Raw genomic sequence first — 14,263 nt, forward strand, 5'->3', positions numbered from 1 at the left:
TCAGCCCTCCCTTTTGCGGGGCAAAGCGGTGATCCGGAGATCCGGACCGATCTGCGTAACGTCGACGAACTCCAGATCGATTGCCTCGGCGATGGTGGTCACTCCCACGTCGACCAGAGCGGTCGGGCCGGCGCCGAGCAGCCGCGGCGCGACGTATCCGACGATCTTGTCGACCAGGCCGGCCTTCAGAAACGCGCCGGCCAGCCGGGGGCCGCCCTCCAGCAGCACCGCGCGGACTCCGCGCTGGTGCAGCGCCGCGAGCAGCGCCGACAGGTCGACCCGGCCGTCCGGGTCGGCGCCGACCTCGTCGGCGGTAGCGATCCACGTGCGCGCGGCGCCGTCGCGGACCTTGGCGTCAGCCGGGGTACGCCCCGAGCTGTCCACCACCACCCGCAGCGGCTGCCGGATGGCCAGGCTGCCGTCACGCAGGTTGCGGGCGGTCAACCGGGGGTCGTCGGCGAGCACTGTGCCCACCCCGGCGATGACCGCGTCGACAGTGCCGCGCAGCGCGTGCACGTCGATCCGGGCCGCCTCCGAGGTGATCCACATGCTGGTGCCGTCCGCCGCGGCGGAGCGCCCGTCGAGCGTGGCGGCGTACTTCCAGATCACGTACGGCCAGCCCCGGCGCATCGAGGTCAACCACGCGACGTTGCCGGCCTCGGCCTCCTCGCCGCGTACCCCCAGATCGACCCGGACCCCGGCGGCGCGCAAGGTGGCGGCGCCCCCGGAAGCGACAGGGTTCGGGTCGGGCACGGCGATGACCACCCGGCCCACCCCGGCCTGGACGAGCGCGGAACTGCAGGGGCCGGTGCGGCCGGTGTGGTCGCAGGGTTCCAGAGTGACGACAGCGGTGCCGCCCTTGGCCCGCCGCCCGGCCTGCGCCAGGGCGACGATCTCGGCGTGCGGCCCCCCGGCGTACGCGTGGAAGCCCTCGCCCACGACCTCGCCGTCGGAGTCGAGGAGCACGCACCCGACCACGGGGTTGGGGCTGGTGGTGCCGAGCCCGCGCGCCGCCAACTCGATCGCACGCCGCATCGCCTCATCAACGGAGACGCTGGCCATCGCGCTGCCCCTGCCCTCTCACTCGCCGGTCCGCGCGCGGGCGGTCAGGGAGGCGGTGGCCATGGGGCCACGGGCAGGCGGTGGCGGATTCCGGGAACGGCACAGCCGCCCCGGGGGGTCGGCACGGCACGCTGAAGCCAGCGGCCGGCTCGGACCCGTCCGTCCCGCGCGCTGTCTCCCATCCGGACTGTCTGGGCGCGGACGAACCGCCCCCAACCGTCGGCCCCGGATTTTCACCAGGTCCACCGGACGGCAGAGCCGTCCGGGTCGCGGGCTGACCACGGTTGGACCGTGGATCACCGCCGGTTCGGAATTTCACCGAGTCCCGCCAGCGCGTGGTGGGTACACGGGAAGTCTTACACGCCGATCCGGCTCCGCCGCCACCTAGGCGAGCTACTTCACAGCGGTATCACGCTCAGGTGACGCCGCGACGCCGGTCCACCGCCACGTACGAGCCCGGTTGGCTCTTGGCCACCGTCTTCATCTCCGAGGCCACAGCTATCGCTTCGAGCGGGTCGGTGAACCGTTTGCCGGCGTCGGAGAGGGACACCCCGATGGAGAGCGTGACCAGGGCCGCCCGCCGGATGTTGCCGCGTCGATCCTTCAACTCGACGAAGCCGCGCTCCCGGTCGGTCTGGTCGTAGAGCGTGTCGGCGGCGTTCTCGAAGTCGACGACCGCCCGGGACGTCAGTGGGCGCACCTGGTCCGGGGCGCAGACGATGACGAAGTCGTCGCCGCCGACGTGACCGAGGAAGGCCGGTGGCAGCCCGACGCCCACCACCGCCCGGTGCAGGCTGCGGGCCAGCGCGGAGATGAAGTCGTCGCCGCGCACGAAGCCGTACCGGTCGTTGACGCTCTTGAACCGGTCGATGTCGACGTAGCCGACGGCGTAGTCCACGCCGTTTCGCACCCGATCGCTGATCTCCCGACGGATCCGGCTGTTGCCGGGCAGCCCGGTCAGCGGGGAGACCTCCCGGAACTCCTTGTTGCGGCGCAGCGTGGACGAGACCCGGGCCACCAGCTCGGCAGTGTCGAACGGCTTGACCAGGTAGTCGTCCGCGCCGGCGCTGAGCCCGTGCACCTTGTCGACTGTCATCCCCTTGGCGGTCAGCATGATCACCGGAAGGGCGGACGTCATCGGGTCGGCGCGCAGCCGGCGGGTCAGCTCCAGCCCGTCGATCCGGGGCATCATGAGGTCGACCACCGCCAGGTCCGGCCGCTGGCGCTCGATGACCTCCAGGGCCTCCTGGCCGTCGCTGGCGTGGATCACCTCGAAGCCGTGCAGCCGCAGGTTGAACTCGACGAACCGAGCGATGTCCTCGTCGTCGTCCACGACGAGGATGATGTCCTTGCGGTCGGCCTCGGGCTCCACCTCAGGCCCCGGGCGCCGCGCGTTCCGCCAGTGCCCGCAGGTGCCGTACCGCCTCCGCCGGGTCGGCGGCCCCGTACACCGCGGTGCCGGCCACGAACGCGTCAGCGCCAGCCGCGGACGCCTGCTCGATGGTGTCGGCGGCGATCCCGCCGTCCACCTCGATGCGCAGTTCCAGGTGCCCGGCCGACGCGTGCCGCCGGGCCGTCCGCACCTTCTCCAGGAGCTGCGGAATGAACCGCTGCCCACCGAAGCCCGCCTTGATCGTCATGATCAACAGGGTGTCGAAGCTGGGCAGCAGGTCCAGGTAGGGCTCGATCGGGGTGTCCCGGTCGATGGCCAGGCCCGCCTTCGCACCGGCCGAACGCAGGTCCTTGGCGAGCGCCACCGGGTCGTCGGACGCCTCCGCGTGGAAGGTGACGTTGTACGCCCCGGCGTCGGCGTACCCGGGGGCCCACCGGCGCGGGTCCTCGATCATCAGGTGCACGTCGAAGGGCATCGCCGTGACGGCCCGCAGGCTCTGCACAACGGGCAGCCCAATGGTCAGGTTCGGCACGAAGTGGTTGTCCATCACGTCGACGTGCAACCAGTCCGCGGCGTCCTCGACGGCACGGACCTCTTCGGCGAGGCGGGCGAAATCGGCGGCCAGGATGCTCGGCGCGACGATCGGCGGCGGTACGGTCACGGGGCCAGTGTACGAACGTGGCCACCCGCCACCCGCATCGCGGCACCTGTGGGGACGCGCTGTGACCCAGCAGTGACCATTGGTGCAGAATTGGACGCTCCGGACCCCCGAATCCGGACGAACAGACATCAGCCACTGGCCGATCGACGGAAACGCGACGACACTCCATCCGGGACGGTGCCGTAGGCTGCACGCCCGCCGGGGTCTCGCCGCGGGCGCGGCGACCGGCCGCCAGCTCCCGGGAGGGCGGACGATGCGACGGTGGCTTCCAGCGCTGGTGCTGGCCAGCGTCACGACTTTGCTGCTGGCCGGCTGCGCGCCGGCGCGGGGCGCGGACGGTGATCTCACCGACGACTGGCCGACGCTGCGGGTTCCGAAGCCGTTCACACCCGCCACCGACACCTGTCTGCCGCGGATCGCCACCGTTGTGCAGGCCAGCACGTACGAGACGGTGGACTGCGCGCGCAACCACCTGGCCGAGACCATCCACGTCGGCACCTTCGTCGGGCCCGACGCGCTGACCGAGGCCCGACCGGCACCCGGATCGTCGGCGCTGCGCACGGCTCGCGCCGAGTGCGACCAGCGGGCCCGGGAGGTGCTCGGCGGCGACTGGCACACGGCCCGTCTCGCGCTGTCCCTCGCGTTGCCGTCCGGGCCCGCCTGGGCCGGCGGCGCCCGCTGGTTCCGCTGCGACCTCAGCGAGACCGGCAGCATCGACAACACCCGCCCGGTGAACCGGACCGGCAGCCTGCGCGGCGCGTTGATCGGCGACACGCCCCTGACGCACCGCTGCTTCGACCCCAAGCTGATCGGCGACAACCTCAACTACATGGCGCCGGTGCTCTGCACCGAGCCGCACCGCGCCGAGTTCGTGGGCGTCTACGAGGAGCGGGACATGAGCTGGGCGGAGTTCGCCAGGTCCGCCGAGCAGGCGCACCGACGCTGCATGGCGCTGATCGCCGAGTACGCGGCGGTGCCCAACAACAGCGAACTGCCGTACCGGGCCGGGTCCATCTACTACCCGCCGTCGCAACGGGAGTGGGAGGAGGGCGACCGTGGAGTGCGCTGTTTCCTGTGGAGCGACGACCGCAAACTCACCCGCTCGATGCGCGGCGCCGGTCCTGAGGGACTGCCCGCGATCTGAGCATCGTTGCCGTATGCTGCTGCGCCGTGGCGCTATCGACCGGCTGGGTCCGGTCGGGGGCCGGCAGCGGCGGGAGGTCGGGATGCGACGGTGGTTGGCGGCGTTCGCCGGGGGTGGGGCGCTGGCCCTGGCGCTGGCCGGGTGCGGCGCACCCGCCGGAGTCGACAGTGACCTCATCGACGACTGGCCGGCGCCCGTCGCGGCGCAGCAGTTCGTCCCCGCTGCCGACGTCTGCCACCAGAGCTCCCAGCAGGTCGGCTTCCTGACCGGCTACAACCCGACGGCGTGCACGGAGGCGCACCGGGTGGAGACCATGCACGTCGGCACCCTCACCGGCCCGGGTGCCGAGGGTGGCACGCCCCCGCAGCCCGGCTCGCCCGGCATGCGAGCCGCGCAGACCGGGTGCGACACGGCGGTCAACAAGGCGGTGGGAGCCGACTGGCGTTCCGGGCGGCTCGGCCTGACCGTCGTGCTGCCGTCGCCGCAGGCCTGGTCGGGCGGGGCCCGCTGGTACCGCTGCGACGTCACCGAGATCGCCAGCATCGACGACACAGCCGTCGACCTGCGCACCGGCAGCCTCAAGGGCGCGCTGTCCGGAACGGCCCCGCTGGCGTACCGCTGCTTCAACCCGAAGCTGGTCAAGGACGACATCGACGAGATGGTGCCGGTCTCCTGCACCGCCAAGCACCACGCCGAGTTCGTCGGCGTCTGGCAGGCGCCGGACACCAGCTACACCGAGTTCACCCGCAGCACCAAGCGGACCCACCGGGCCTGCCAGACGATGATCGCCAAGTACGCCAAGGTCCCGGACAACTCCCAGCTCGACTTCCGCGCCGGCACGATCTACTACCAGCCGTACGAGGAGGAGTGGCGCAACGGGAACCGGGGCGTGCAGTGCTTCCTCTGGATCTCCGACCGGAACCTGACCCGCTCGATGAAGAACGCCGGCACCAAGGGCCTCCCGGTCACCTAGCGCGTGTCGGTCGGGCCGAGCGTTGTCGCACCGCGTCCGGCCGGTCGGCTGACCGGCCGGACGCGTGGAACGGATCAGCCTCGGCGCAGGACGGCGAGGAACATCGCGTCGGTGCCGTGGCGGTGTGGCCAGAGCTGCACTGTCGGCCCGTCACCGAGACCGGGCATGCCGGCCGGCAGCAGCGGGCGGGCGTCCACGAAGTCCACAGCAACCCCGCTACGGCGGGCCGCCTCGGTAACCGTCACGTGCGTCTCGACGGTGTGCGGCGAACAGGTGACGTAGGCGACCAGGCCACCCGGGCGGACCGCCCGTAGCGCCGCGCCGAGCAGTTCCCGTTGCAGCCGGGTCAGCGGCGGCAGGTCGGACGGTTGGCGACGCCAGCGCGACTCCGGCCGACGACGCAGCGACCCCAGCCCGGTGCACGGCGCGTCGACAAGCACCCGGTCGAAGTGCTGCTCCGGCAGCTTCGGGTCCCCGCCGACCTCACGGCCGTCCATCGTCAGCACGGCCACCGGCAGATCCCGGGTCGCCAGGGAGACCAGCCGGGCGCGGTGCTCGGCCACCTCCACAGCTGTCACCCGGGCACCCCGCTGCGCGGCCAGCGCGCCGAGCAACCCGGCCTTGCCACCCGGGCCGGCGCACAGGTCCAGCCAACGCCCGTCCGGGCCGTCCAGCGGCGCGTCGGCGAGCGCGGTGGCCACCAGTTGGGAGCCCTCGTCCTGGACGTGGGCCCGGCCGTCGACCACCGCGGGGATGTCGCCCGGCGACCCGCCGGGCAGATAGACGGCGTACGGCGAGAAGGCACCGGGCGCTCCACCAACCTGGTCGGCCAGCTCGACCGGGTCGATCAGGCCGGGCCGGGCACACAGGTGCACCGGCGGGCGCTCATTGTCCTCGATCAGGAGGCGCTCCGTCTCACCCAGATCGCCGCCGAGCGCCTCGGAGAAGGCCCGCACGATCCACTGCGGGTGGCTGTACGCCAACGCGAGGTGCCCGACCGGGTCGGTCTCCATCGGTGGGGCGAGCTTCGCCACCCAGGCGTCCGCGTCACGGGTGGACACCTCGCGCAGCACCGCGTTGGCGAACCCGGTAGCGCCCGGTGCGACCGAACGGACCAGGTCCACAGTCGACGAGACAGCGGCGTGCGGCGGCACCCGGGTGTGCAGGAGTTGGTACGCCCCGAGCCGCAGCGCGTCGCGTACCGGCGGGTCGATCCGGGCCACATCCCGGCCGGCCGCGTCGGTCAGGATCGCGTCCAACGTGCCCAGGTGGCGCAGAGTGCCGTAGGTCAGCTCGGTGGCGAAGGCCGCGTCCCGACCGAACAGCCCCTCTTCCCGCAGGATGATGGGCAGCACCAGGTTGGCGAACGCGTCGTCGCGGTGCACCGCCGCCACCGCCTCGTACGCGGCGCGGCGCGGTCGGTCCAGCGGTGGTCGGACCGGGCGGCGATCCCCGCCACGGCCGGTCGACGGGCCGGAGCGAGTCGGTCGGGTTCCCTCCGGTGCCGTCACGCGAAGTCCTCTCCAGTGCCGACCCGGACGCCGCGCGCCCAGTCGGTCGCGTCCATCGCCCGCTTGCCCGCGGCGCGGACCTCGCCGAGACGTACCGGCACTGTCGCCGTGCCGGCCAGCACCCGGGACTTCTCCACCAGCAACTCCCCCGGCTTCAGCTCGGGGCCGTCGGGCACCGGGACGACCGGGCCGAGCTTCACCCGCTCGTCGCGGAACGTGGTCCAGCCACCCGGCGCGGGCGTGCAGGCCCGGATCCGCCGATCCACGGCGAAGGCCGGGTCGCTCCAGCGCACCCGCGCGTCGTCCACTGTCAGCTTCGGCGCCAGCGACACCCCGTCGGCCGGCTGCGGCTCGGCGCGGGCGGTGCCGTCGGCGATCGCGTCGAGCACCGCCACCAGCAGCCCGGCACCGGAGTCGGCGAGCCGCCCCAGCAGATCGCCGGAGGTGTCGGTGGCGCGGATCTCGTCGGTCAGCGTGCCGTAGACCGGGCCGGTGTCCAGGCCCTCCTCCAACTGGAAGACGCTGGCCCCGGTCAGCTCGTCGCCGTGCAGCACGGCGTGCTGCACGGGTGCGGCGCCACGCCACGCGGGCAGCAGGGAGAAGTGCAGGTTGATCCAGCCGTGCTGGGGGATCTCCAGGGCCGCCGGCGGCACCAGCGCGCCGTAGGCGACCACCGGCACGCAGGCCGGCTCCAGCTCGCGCAGCCGGTCGAGGAACTCCGGCTCGCGGGGACGGGCCGGTGTGAGCACCTCGACGCCGTGCTCGTCGGCCCACGCGCCGACCGGCGAGCGGGACAGGCCCCGCCCACGCCCCGCGGGCGCGTCGGGCCGGGTGACCACGGCCACCAGCTCGTGTCGGGAGGCGGCGACGGCGGCCAGGGCGGGTACGGCGACGGCCGGCGTACCGGCGAAGATCACGCGCATCCGGGTCAGCGCCCCAGACCGAAGGGGTCGCTGATGTGCGGGCTGAGCTTGACAGTGGGCGGGGCCGCCGCGTCGTACCACTCGGCCTGGCGGATCGCCTTCATGGCTTCCTTGCGCCCCTCCGGGTCCAGGCGGTCCAGGAAGAGCACCCCGTCGAGGTGGTCGGTCTCGTGCTGCACGCAGCGCGCCATCAGGCCGGTGCCGACGATCTGCATCGGGTCGCCGAACGAGCTGAAGCCCTTGGCGATGACGTTCTGCCGACGCTTGGTGTCGAAGTAGAGCCCGGGGATGGACAGGCAGCCCTCCGGGCCGTCCTGCTCCTCCTCGTCGGGAAACTCCAGCACCGGGTTGATCAGGTGTCCGAGGACGTCGTCGACGTCGAACGTGAACACCCGCAGGCTCACACCGAGCTGCGGCGCGGCCAGGCCGGCGCCGTTCTGCTCACGCATCGTGTCGGTGAGGTCGGCGACGAGCCGACGTAGCTCGGCGTCGAAGTCGACGACCGGATCGGCCGGCGTGCGCAGCACCGGATCCCCAAACAGACGGATGGGCTGGACGGTCACGCGGGACGGCTCCTTCTTCGGGTGGACGAGCGGTGCCGTACCAGTCTACGGAGTGCCCGGCCGGGCGTCGGGCGGCGCACCTCGCTCAACCACCGCCGGTGTGCCCAGGGTCACCGCCGGGCTCCCCGGCAAACAGCTCCCGCACCCGCTCGGCGTCCGGGTGGCCGAGATCGTCGAGGATGACCAGGGCCCGCCGCCAGGTGCGCGCGGCCCCGGCCGTGTCCCCCACCGCCTGCCGGCTCTCGCCGAGCCGGGAGAGGGTGTCCGCCTCGTCGTAGCGGTCGCTGACCCGCCGGTACAGCCCGATCGCCCGCTGGAAACAGCGGATCGCCGCTCGATGGTCGGCCAGTCGGGCGTGGATGAAGCCGAGGCTGTCCCAGGTGTTCGCCTCGCCGTGCCGATCGCCTGTCGTCCTCAGCAGCGCCAACGCCTCCCGGCAGTGCCCGAGCGCGGGCTCGTACCGGCCGAGCTGGGCGTACGCCCACCCCACCGCGTTGCGGGCGCTGGCCTCCCCGGCGACGTGCCCGGCGGCCCGGTACAGCGCCAGGGCCCGCTCGCTCTGCTCCAGCGACTCGGCGTGCCGGTCGAGCCCGTCGAGCATCGCGCCGAACGCCCGGTGGGTGCGCGCCTGCCCGGTGTGGTCGCCCAGTTCGGCGAAGATCGCCAGGGCTTGCCGGTAGTTCCTCGCCGCCTCGTTCACCCGACCCAGCCGCGACAGCACCCGGGCGAGGTCGCGGTGGGCGTTCGCCTGCCCGGGTCGGTCACCGGCCCGCTGTGCCCCGGCCAGGGCGTTGCGCTGGGCCACGGCCAGGTCCGGCCACCGCCCCCGGCGTTGCAGGAAGTCCACCAGTGTCCAGGCCAGCTGCCACGCGTGGCCGTCGAACCCGGCCCGCCTCGCGTGCGCGACCGCCGCCAGCAGCACCGGGTACTCGACACTGAACCAGGCGAGCGCCTGACCGAGGTCGGTGATCTCCTCGGGCAGCACACCCGGCGCGGCGGCGGCGAGGGTGACCGGGTCCCGTCCCGGTTGCAGCAGCAGCGCCGCCGCGTGCGCGGTGTGCAGGTAGTGGTCCAGCCCACGCCGGATCGCGGCCCGCCGGGCCTGCTCCGGTTCGAGACGTTCGACCTGCTCGGCCGCGTACGCCCGCAGCAGGTCGTGAGCACCGAACCGGCCGGGGGTGTGCTCGGTGACGAGGTGCGCGTGGGCCAGCTCAGCCAGCAGTCGGGGCACCTGGGCCGGGGGTAGCCCGGCCAGACTGGCCGCCGCGGCGAACCCGATGTCCGGTCCGGGATGACAGCCGAAGAGCCGGAACAGGCGGGCCGCTGCCGGGGTCAGGTTCCGGTACGACCAGGAGAAGACGGCCTGCACGTCGGTGCCGGCGTCCCCTCCGTCGAACGAGTCGAGTGGTCGCGGCGCCGCCCGCAGTTCGGCCGCGAGGGTGGCCAGCGGGAACGTCGGCTTCTCCGCACCTCTCGCGGCGAGCACGGCCAGCGCCAGCGGCAGCCGCGCACACCGCTCGATGATCTCGTCCACCGCCTGCGGCTCGGCCGCCAGCCGGTCCGCGCCGAGCCGCCGCGCCAACAGTTGCCAGGCCTCAGCGGTGCTGAGCAGGTCGACGCCGATCGGCCGGGCGCCTTCGGCGGCGATCAGCCCGGCGAGCCGACTGCGGCTGGTCACCAGGACCAGGCAGTGCGGGCTGCCGACCAGCAGGGGTCGGATCTGGTCGGCGTTGCGGGCGTTGTCCAGCAGCACCAGCATCCGGCGGCCGGCGAGCAGGCTGCGGTAGAGGCCCACCTGCGCGGGCAGGTGGGTGGGGATGCGTTCGGGCGGTACCTCGAGGGCCTCCAGGAAACCTCGGACCGCCTCGACGGCCGTCACCACAGTCCCGGTGGCGTCGAACCCGCGCAGGTCGACGTAGAGCTGCCCGTCCGGGAAGCGATCGGCGACCCGGTGCGCGAAGGTGACCGCGAGGGTCGTCTTGCCGACCCCGGCCGTACCCGACAACGTCATGACGGTGACCGACGCCACGCCGTCGTCCCCGGGCGCCACGGCGCGAGCGCATTCGGCATCGAGCTGGGCGAGTTGGGCCGCCCGCCCGACGAAGCCGGGCAGCGCCGGGGGCAGTTGGCGGGGTATCGGAAACCGTGGGGACGGGGCGCCGGCGCGTGGGCCGCCGGCCCTGGCCCGCGCCACCACCCGCCCGGTGGTGGCGTGGTCGCGGTTCGGGCGTCGACGTCGCTCCTCGACCCGGTCCCGCGCGGTGGCCAGCACTCCCTGTTCGGCGGGAGTGGCCCCGAGCAGTCGAATGAGGGCGTCGAACCGCTCCGGCGGCGGCAGGATGTTGCCGGCGAAGTACTCCCCGATGATCCCGCGCGACCAGCCGGTCTTCGCAGCCAACTGCCGGTACGTCAGCAGGGTCTCGCCCTGCTGCCGGGCTTCGCGGCGGCGTAGCTGGCGCAGCAACCCGGCCAACTCGGACAGTGTCTGCGCCTCGGTGCCGGCGCGGGCCAGCTCGGGTGACCCGTGTGACGTCTGATGAGTGCCGGAAGGTATCCACTGCTCAGACATGCGACCCCCACCCCGGTCATCCGGCCCCCCGGATGCGCACGGGCAGGGTAATTCCGGCCCCTCGCCGCTCGATAGACGGCTGCCAATGTATGACAGTTCCACGTCGCCCGTACCGGCTACGTGACCACCGGTCGGGTCCGCGCCTGGCGGATGCCCTACGAGGACATCTTCTCCGGCACGGCGGAGTGGGCGCCTCAGGCGTCATCCTCGGCTGAGCCGTTCCGCGACCGCCGTGCGACCCGGTGACCCGGGCCGGCGCGCGTACCCCGCGCGTCGGTCCGGCCGCACGCTGGGTTCAGACGCTGGCGCCCGGGTCCCCCGCGAGCACCGCGTCGCCGCGGAGCAGAGCGGGCTCGGGCAGCGGCAGTTGGATCTTGTGAGCCGCCTCCCAGTCGTAGATCAGACCGGGGCGCACCTGGGCGGCGAAGTAGTCGATAGCTGTCATCCCACCCACTACCGGCTCGTCGACCTCCGCGACCAGTTGGGCGGGGACCATCGAGAACCCGTTCTGCAGGGCGGCGCTGAGGCGACGGTGGCCGTCGACGACGAAGAAGTATTCGCCGGTGAACCCGATCTTCAGCGGTTCGAGGGCCTCGTCGCCGGCCTCGGCCACCCCACCGACGAAGTCGGTGTCCCACAGACCACGCAGGGTGGCGATGTCCTCGGTCGGGTAGACCCGGGCCGGGTCCAGCAGCAGCAGCGGCGGCGCGTCGCGCAGCACCTCGGCGCCGAGCGTGCCCTCGTACGCGGCCACGATGTGCTCGATCACCTCGGTGGCGGACGCCCGGGTGGTGTCGCAGATCAGGTCATAGTTGCGCAGCCGGGCCTTGTCCACCCCGTAACGGATGATGAACCGGCTGCGCTCGCTCGCGCTGCGCTCCCGGAGCTTGGCCTTGGCCTCGTCCAGGGAGGCGTAGCTCTCCGCCGGCCCGGAGGGGCGGGCGAGCACCCGGCGGGCCGCCTCGCCCGGCTCGGTGATCATGTGCACCTTGAGCGCGTCGGTGAAGAAGTGCCAGGCCAGCCGGGAGTCCATGATGAGGCGCTCACCGGAGGCGGCGATGTCCCGCTGAAGCTGGTCGACGTAGCCGTCGACGGCCTGGTCGAGCTCGGCGTGCAGGTTGAGCTGCAGCGCGGTCATCTGCCGCTGCTGCGCCATCTCCCGGTAGAGGTCCCCCACGCTGACCCGGCGCATGCCGAGCCGCTTGGCGATCTCGACCGACACGGTGCTCTTGCCACTGCCGAGGTCGCCGTTGAAGACGATCGATTGTCCAACGGTCACGACTGGTCCACCCCTGATCACCGGCTCATTGACATCATCGACCTCGCGCCCGACCGACGCGTTCCCGCCATCGTCGCGCCATCCCGCGACGGCTCCAGCTCGGCGCGGCTGACGCCCCCTCGAAACCTGGAGCCCGTCGTACGCCTTGGCATGACGGGCGATGCTACCACTCGGGCGCCACCGCTTTGCCGGACGCGGTGTGCGAGGGCCCCTGGTAGCGGGCGAGGTCCGTGACGGTCGGCACCGGCCGAAACGCCTCAGAAAAGGCTCAGCGGATCGACCTGGAGACGAACCGGATCGGCGGCCTTGCGAGCGGCCCGGACGCCAGCGGCCGAGTGCAAAGCCTCGGCGAGCGCGGCGGCCCGGGCCCGGGGCACCCGGACCAACATCCGCTCCCGGCCCTCCTCGGCCGGCACCGGCCCGAGCACCTCGGCATCGTCCGGCAGCCGGGCCGCCGCCAGCAGGTCCGCCACCGCCTCGGCCGCCCCGGTGACGCTCGCCATCCGCACTGCGGGCGGGAAGCCCAACTCGCGGCGCTCGGCCAGCTCCCGACCGGCGAACCAGCCGGCGTCCCAGCGCAGCAGCGCCTGCACGGGGGCGAGCGCGCCGTCGGCAACCACCACCACCCGACCGGCCGGCGCCGGGCGGGCCAGCGCCGCAGCCGCCAGCCAGCGGCGCAGCGCCTCCTCGCCGGCGCGCAGGTCGGCCCGGGTCAGCAGGGCCCACGAGTCGAGCAGCAGCACCGCGCCGTAGCCACCCTCGGCGACCGGCTCGGCGCCCGGGGTGGCCACCACCAGGGCCGCGCCGCCGGGAACGTCGGTCAGCACCTCCTCGCGCCCCGAGGTGCGCACCGGCACGTCGGGGAACGCCCGGCCCAGCTCCTCGGCGGTCCGCCGAGCGCCGGTCACCGCGGCCCGCAGCCGCCGCCCACCGCACTCCGGGCAGGCGTACGCGGCCGCCACCCGGGCGCACCACCGGCAGGCCGGGGTACCACCGGCCGAGGGCAGCGCGAGCGGGCCGGCGCAGTGCGCGCAGCGGGCCGGAGTGCGGCACTCGGCGCAGGAGATCGACGGGAGGTAGCCGCGGCGGGGCACCTGCACCAGCACCGGCAGGTCCTGGCGGAGCGCGTCGCGGGCGGCCGTCCAGGCCAGGCTGGGCAGCCGGGCCGTGGCGGCCCCGGGGTCGCGGGCCAGTTGTGGGTCGTCCCCGGTCGGCGCGATGGCCGGGATCCGCGCCCGCACTGTGACCCGGTCGGCGACCACCTCCGGGGCCCAGCCGGTCTCCACCAACAGCTGCGCCTCGGCCGTCCGGGCGTACCCGCCGACGAGCGCACCGGCCTCGGCGAGGTGGGCGCGGGTGAGCAGCACGTCGCGGGCGTGCGGGTAGGGCGCCCGGGGCTCGGAGTGCAGGTCGTCACCGTCGTCCCAGACGGCGACGAGGCCGAGCCGGGCCACCGGGGCGAACATCGCCGCCCGGGTGCCGATCACCACAGGCACCTGGCCACGGCGAGCGGCGAGGAACGCCCGGTACCGCCGGGCCGGGCCGAGCGCGGCGGAGAGGCTGACGTGCCGCCCCGGGCCGAGCACACCGGTGAGCGCCGCGTCGAGGCGGTCGAGGTCACGCGCGTCGGGCACCACGACCACCGCGCCGCGCCCACCGGCGACGGTGGCCGCCACCGCGTCGGCGTAACGGGCCGCCCAGTCCTCACCGGGCAGCGCCGACCAGACCGCGCGGGGCGCCCGGCCGTCGGCGAGCGCCCGCAGCAGCGCCGGGCCGGTCGGGTAGTCGCGCCACCCGCGCGGGTCGACCGCCCCGGTGGGGGCCGCCGGGGCGGGTGGCTCGTCGTAGGGCTCCTTCTCCACCCGCGCGTGCCGGGGCGGCACGGCGAGCCGGAGTACGTCGGCGAGGCTGCCCGCGTACCGGTCGGCGACCGCCCGGGCCAGCCGGGCGACCTCGGGGGCCAGCACCGGCTCCGGGGAGACCACCTTCTCCAGGTACGCGAGGCGGCCGGTGTGCCCGGAGTCGTCGGCGCGCGACAGCAACCACCCGTCGACGAGTTGCCCGGCGAAGCGCACCTTCACCCGGGTACCGGGCACCGCCACCTCGTCCAGCTCCGCCGGCACCAGGTAGTCGAACGGCCGGTCCAGGTGCGCCAGTGGAACATCCACGCAGACGCGCGCGACCG

11 protein-coding genes and 1 riboswitch are annotated in these 14,263 nt (G+C 73.7%); of the genes, 2 read left to right on the forward strand and 9 right to left on the reverse strand.

What is annotated here, in order from left to right; genetic code table 11:
* The 3 genes from ribD to rpe form a co-directional block, all read right to left on the reverse strand.
* Positions 1-1,062, reverse strand: coding sequence for a bifunctional diaminohydroxyphosphoribosylaminopyrimidine deaminase/5-amino-6-(5-phosphoribosylamino)uracil reductase RibD (gene ribD, locus AB0C19_RS26810; protein ID WP_357189730.1), 1,062 nt, complete (start codon positions 1,060-1,062; stop codon positions 1-3).
* A 166-nt stretch (positions 1,063-1,228) separates the two neighbouring features.
* Positions 1,229-1,399, reverse strand: a riboswitch (FMN riboswitch).
* Between the two features lie 78 nt (positions 1,400-1,477).
* Entirely contained in the window at positions 1,478-2,434 is a 957-nt protein-coding gene (locus AB0C19_RS26815; RefSeq protein ID WP_238686775.1) for a response regulator, read from the reverse strand.
* A 1-nt stretch (position 2,435) separates the two neighbouring features.
* Complete coding sequence (gene rpe / locus AB0C19_RS26820) at positions 2,436-3,116, reverse strand: ribulose-phosphate 3-epimerase (RefSeq protein ID WP_357189733.1); 681 nt, start codon at positions 3,114-3,116, stop codon at positions 2,436-2,438.
* Positions 3,117-3,369: 253 nt separating this feature from the next.
* On the opposite strand from rpe, the gene AB0C19_RS26825 reads away from it, so the two are divergent.
* The gene (locus AB0C19_RS26825) at positions 3,370-4,260 is read left to right on the forward strand and encodes a septum formation family protein (RefSeq protein WP_357189735.1); all 891 of its coding nucleotides are present in this window, start codon (positions 3,370-3,372) and stop codon (positions 4,258-4,260) included.
* Between the two features lie 82 nt (positions 4,261-4,342).
* Positions 4,343-5,233 carry a septum formation family protein gene (locus AB0C19_RS26830; RefSeq protein WP_357189801.1) on the forward strand — a complete coding sequence of 297 codons (891 nt, stop codon included), beginning with the start codon at positions 4,343-4,345 and terminating at the stop codon, positions 5,231-5,233.
* A 74-nt stretch (positions 5,234-5,307) separates the two neighbouring features.
* Here AB0C19_RS26830 and AB0C19_RS26835 read toward each other — a convergent pair whose 3' ends face one another.
* The 6 genes from AB0C19_RS26835 to AB0C19_RS26860 all read right to left on the reverse strand — a co-directional run bounded on the left by AB0C19_RS26835 (position 5,308) and on the right by AB0C19_RS26860 (position 14,246).
* The gene (locus tag AB0C19_RS26835; RefSeq protein ID WP_357189737.1) at positions 5,308-6,744 is read right to left on the reverse strand and encodes a transcription antitermination factor NusB; all 1,437 of its coding nucleotides are present in this window, start codon (positions 6,742-6,744) and stop codon (positions 5,308-5,310) included.
* Positions 6,741-7,667, reverse strand: coding sequence for a methionyl-tRNA formyltransferase (fmt, locus tag AB0C19_RS26840; protein ID WP_238686778.1), 927 nt, complete (start codon positions 7,665-7,667; stop codon positions 6,741-6,743). Before fmt ends, AB0C19_RS26835 begins: the two co-directional genes overlap by 4 nt.
* Positions 7,668-7,672: 5 nt before the next feature.
* Complete coding sequence (gene def, locus AB0C19_RS26845; RefSeq protein WP_357189739.1) at positions 7,673-8,230, reverse strand: peptide deformylase; 558 nt, start codon at positions 8,228-8,230, stop codon at positions 7,673-7,675.
* A gap of 85 nt (positions 8,231-8,315) precedes the next feature.
* Positions 8,316-10,799, reverse strand: coding sequence for a tetratricopeptide repeat protein (locus AB0C19_RS26850; RefSeq protein WP_357189741.1), 2,484 nt, complete (start codon positions 10,797-10,799; stop codon positions 8,316-8,318).
* A gap of 295 nt (positions 10,800-11,094) precedes the next feature.
* Entirely contained in the window at positions 11,095-12,078 is a 984-nt protein-coding gene (locus AB0C19_RS26855; RefSeq protein WP_357189743.1) for an AAA family ATPase, read from the reverse strand.
* Positions 12,079-12,335: 257 nt separating this feature from the next.
* Complete coding sequence (locus tag AB0C19_RS26860; protein ID WP_357189745.1) at positions 12,336-14,246, reverse strand: primosomal protein N'; 1,911 nt, start codon at positions 14,244-14,246, stop codon at positions 12,336-12,338.
* Positions 14,247-14,263 lie beyond the last annotated feature (17 nt).

Origin of the sequence: Micromonospora sp. NPDC048842 (assembly GCF_040649935.1) — a bacterium.
Lineage (GTDB): Bacteria > Actinomycetota > Actinomycetes > Mycobacteriales > Micromonosporaceae > Micromonospora > Micromonospora hortensis.

Excerpts from the sequence above, each read along its gene's own strand:
- AB0C19_RS26825 (WP_357189735.1), top strand. The coding sequence starts at position 3,370 with ATGCGACGGTGGCTTCCAGCGCTGGTGCTGGCCAGCGTCACGACTTTG.
- AB0C19_RS26830 (WP_357189801.1), top strand. The coding sequence starts at position 4,343 with ATGCGACGGTGGTTGGCGGCGTTCGCCGGGGGTGGGGCGCTGGCCCTG.
- AB0C19_RS26850 (WP_357189741.1), bottom strand. The coding sequence starts at position 10,799 with ATGTCTGAGCAGTGGATACCTTCCGGCACTCATCAGACGTCACACGGG.
- fmt (WP_238686778.1), bottom strand. The coding sequence starts at position 7,667 with ATGCGCGTGATCTTCGCCGGTACGCCGGCCGTCGCCGTACCCGCCCTG.
- ribD (WP_357189730.1), bottom strand. The coding sequence starts at position 1,062 with ATGGCCAGCGTCTCCGTTGATGAGGCGATGCGGCGTGCGATCGAGTTG.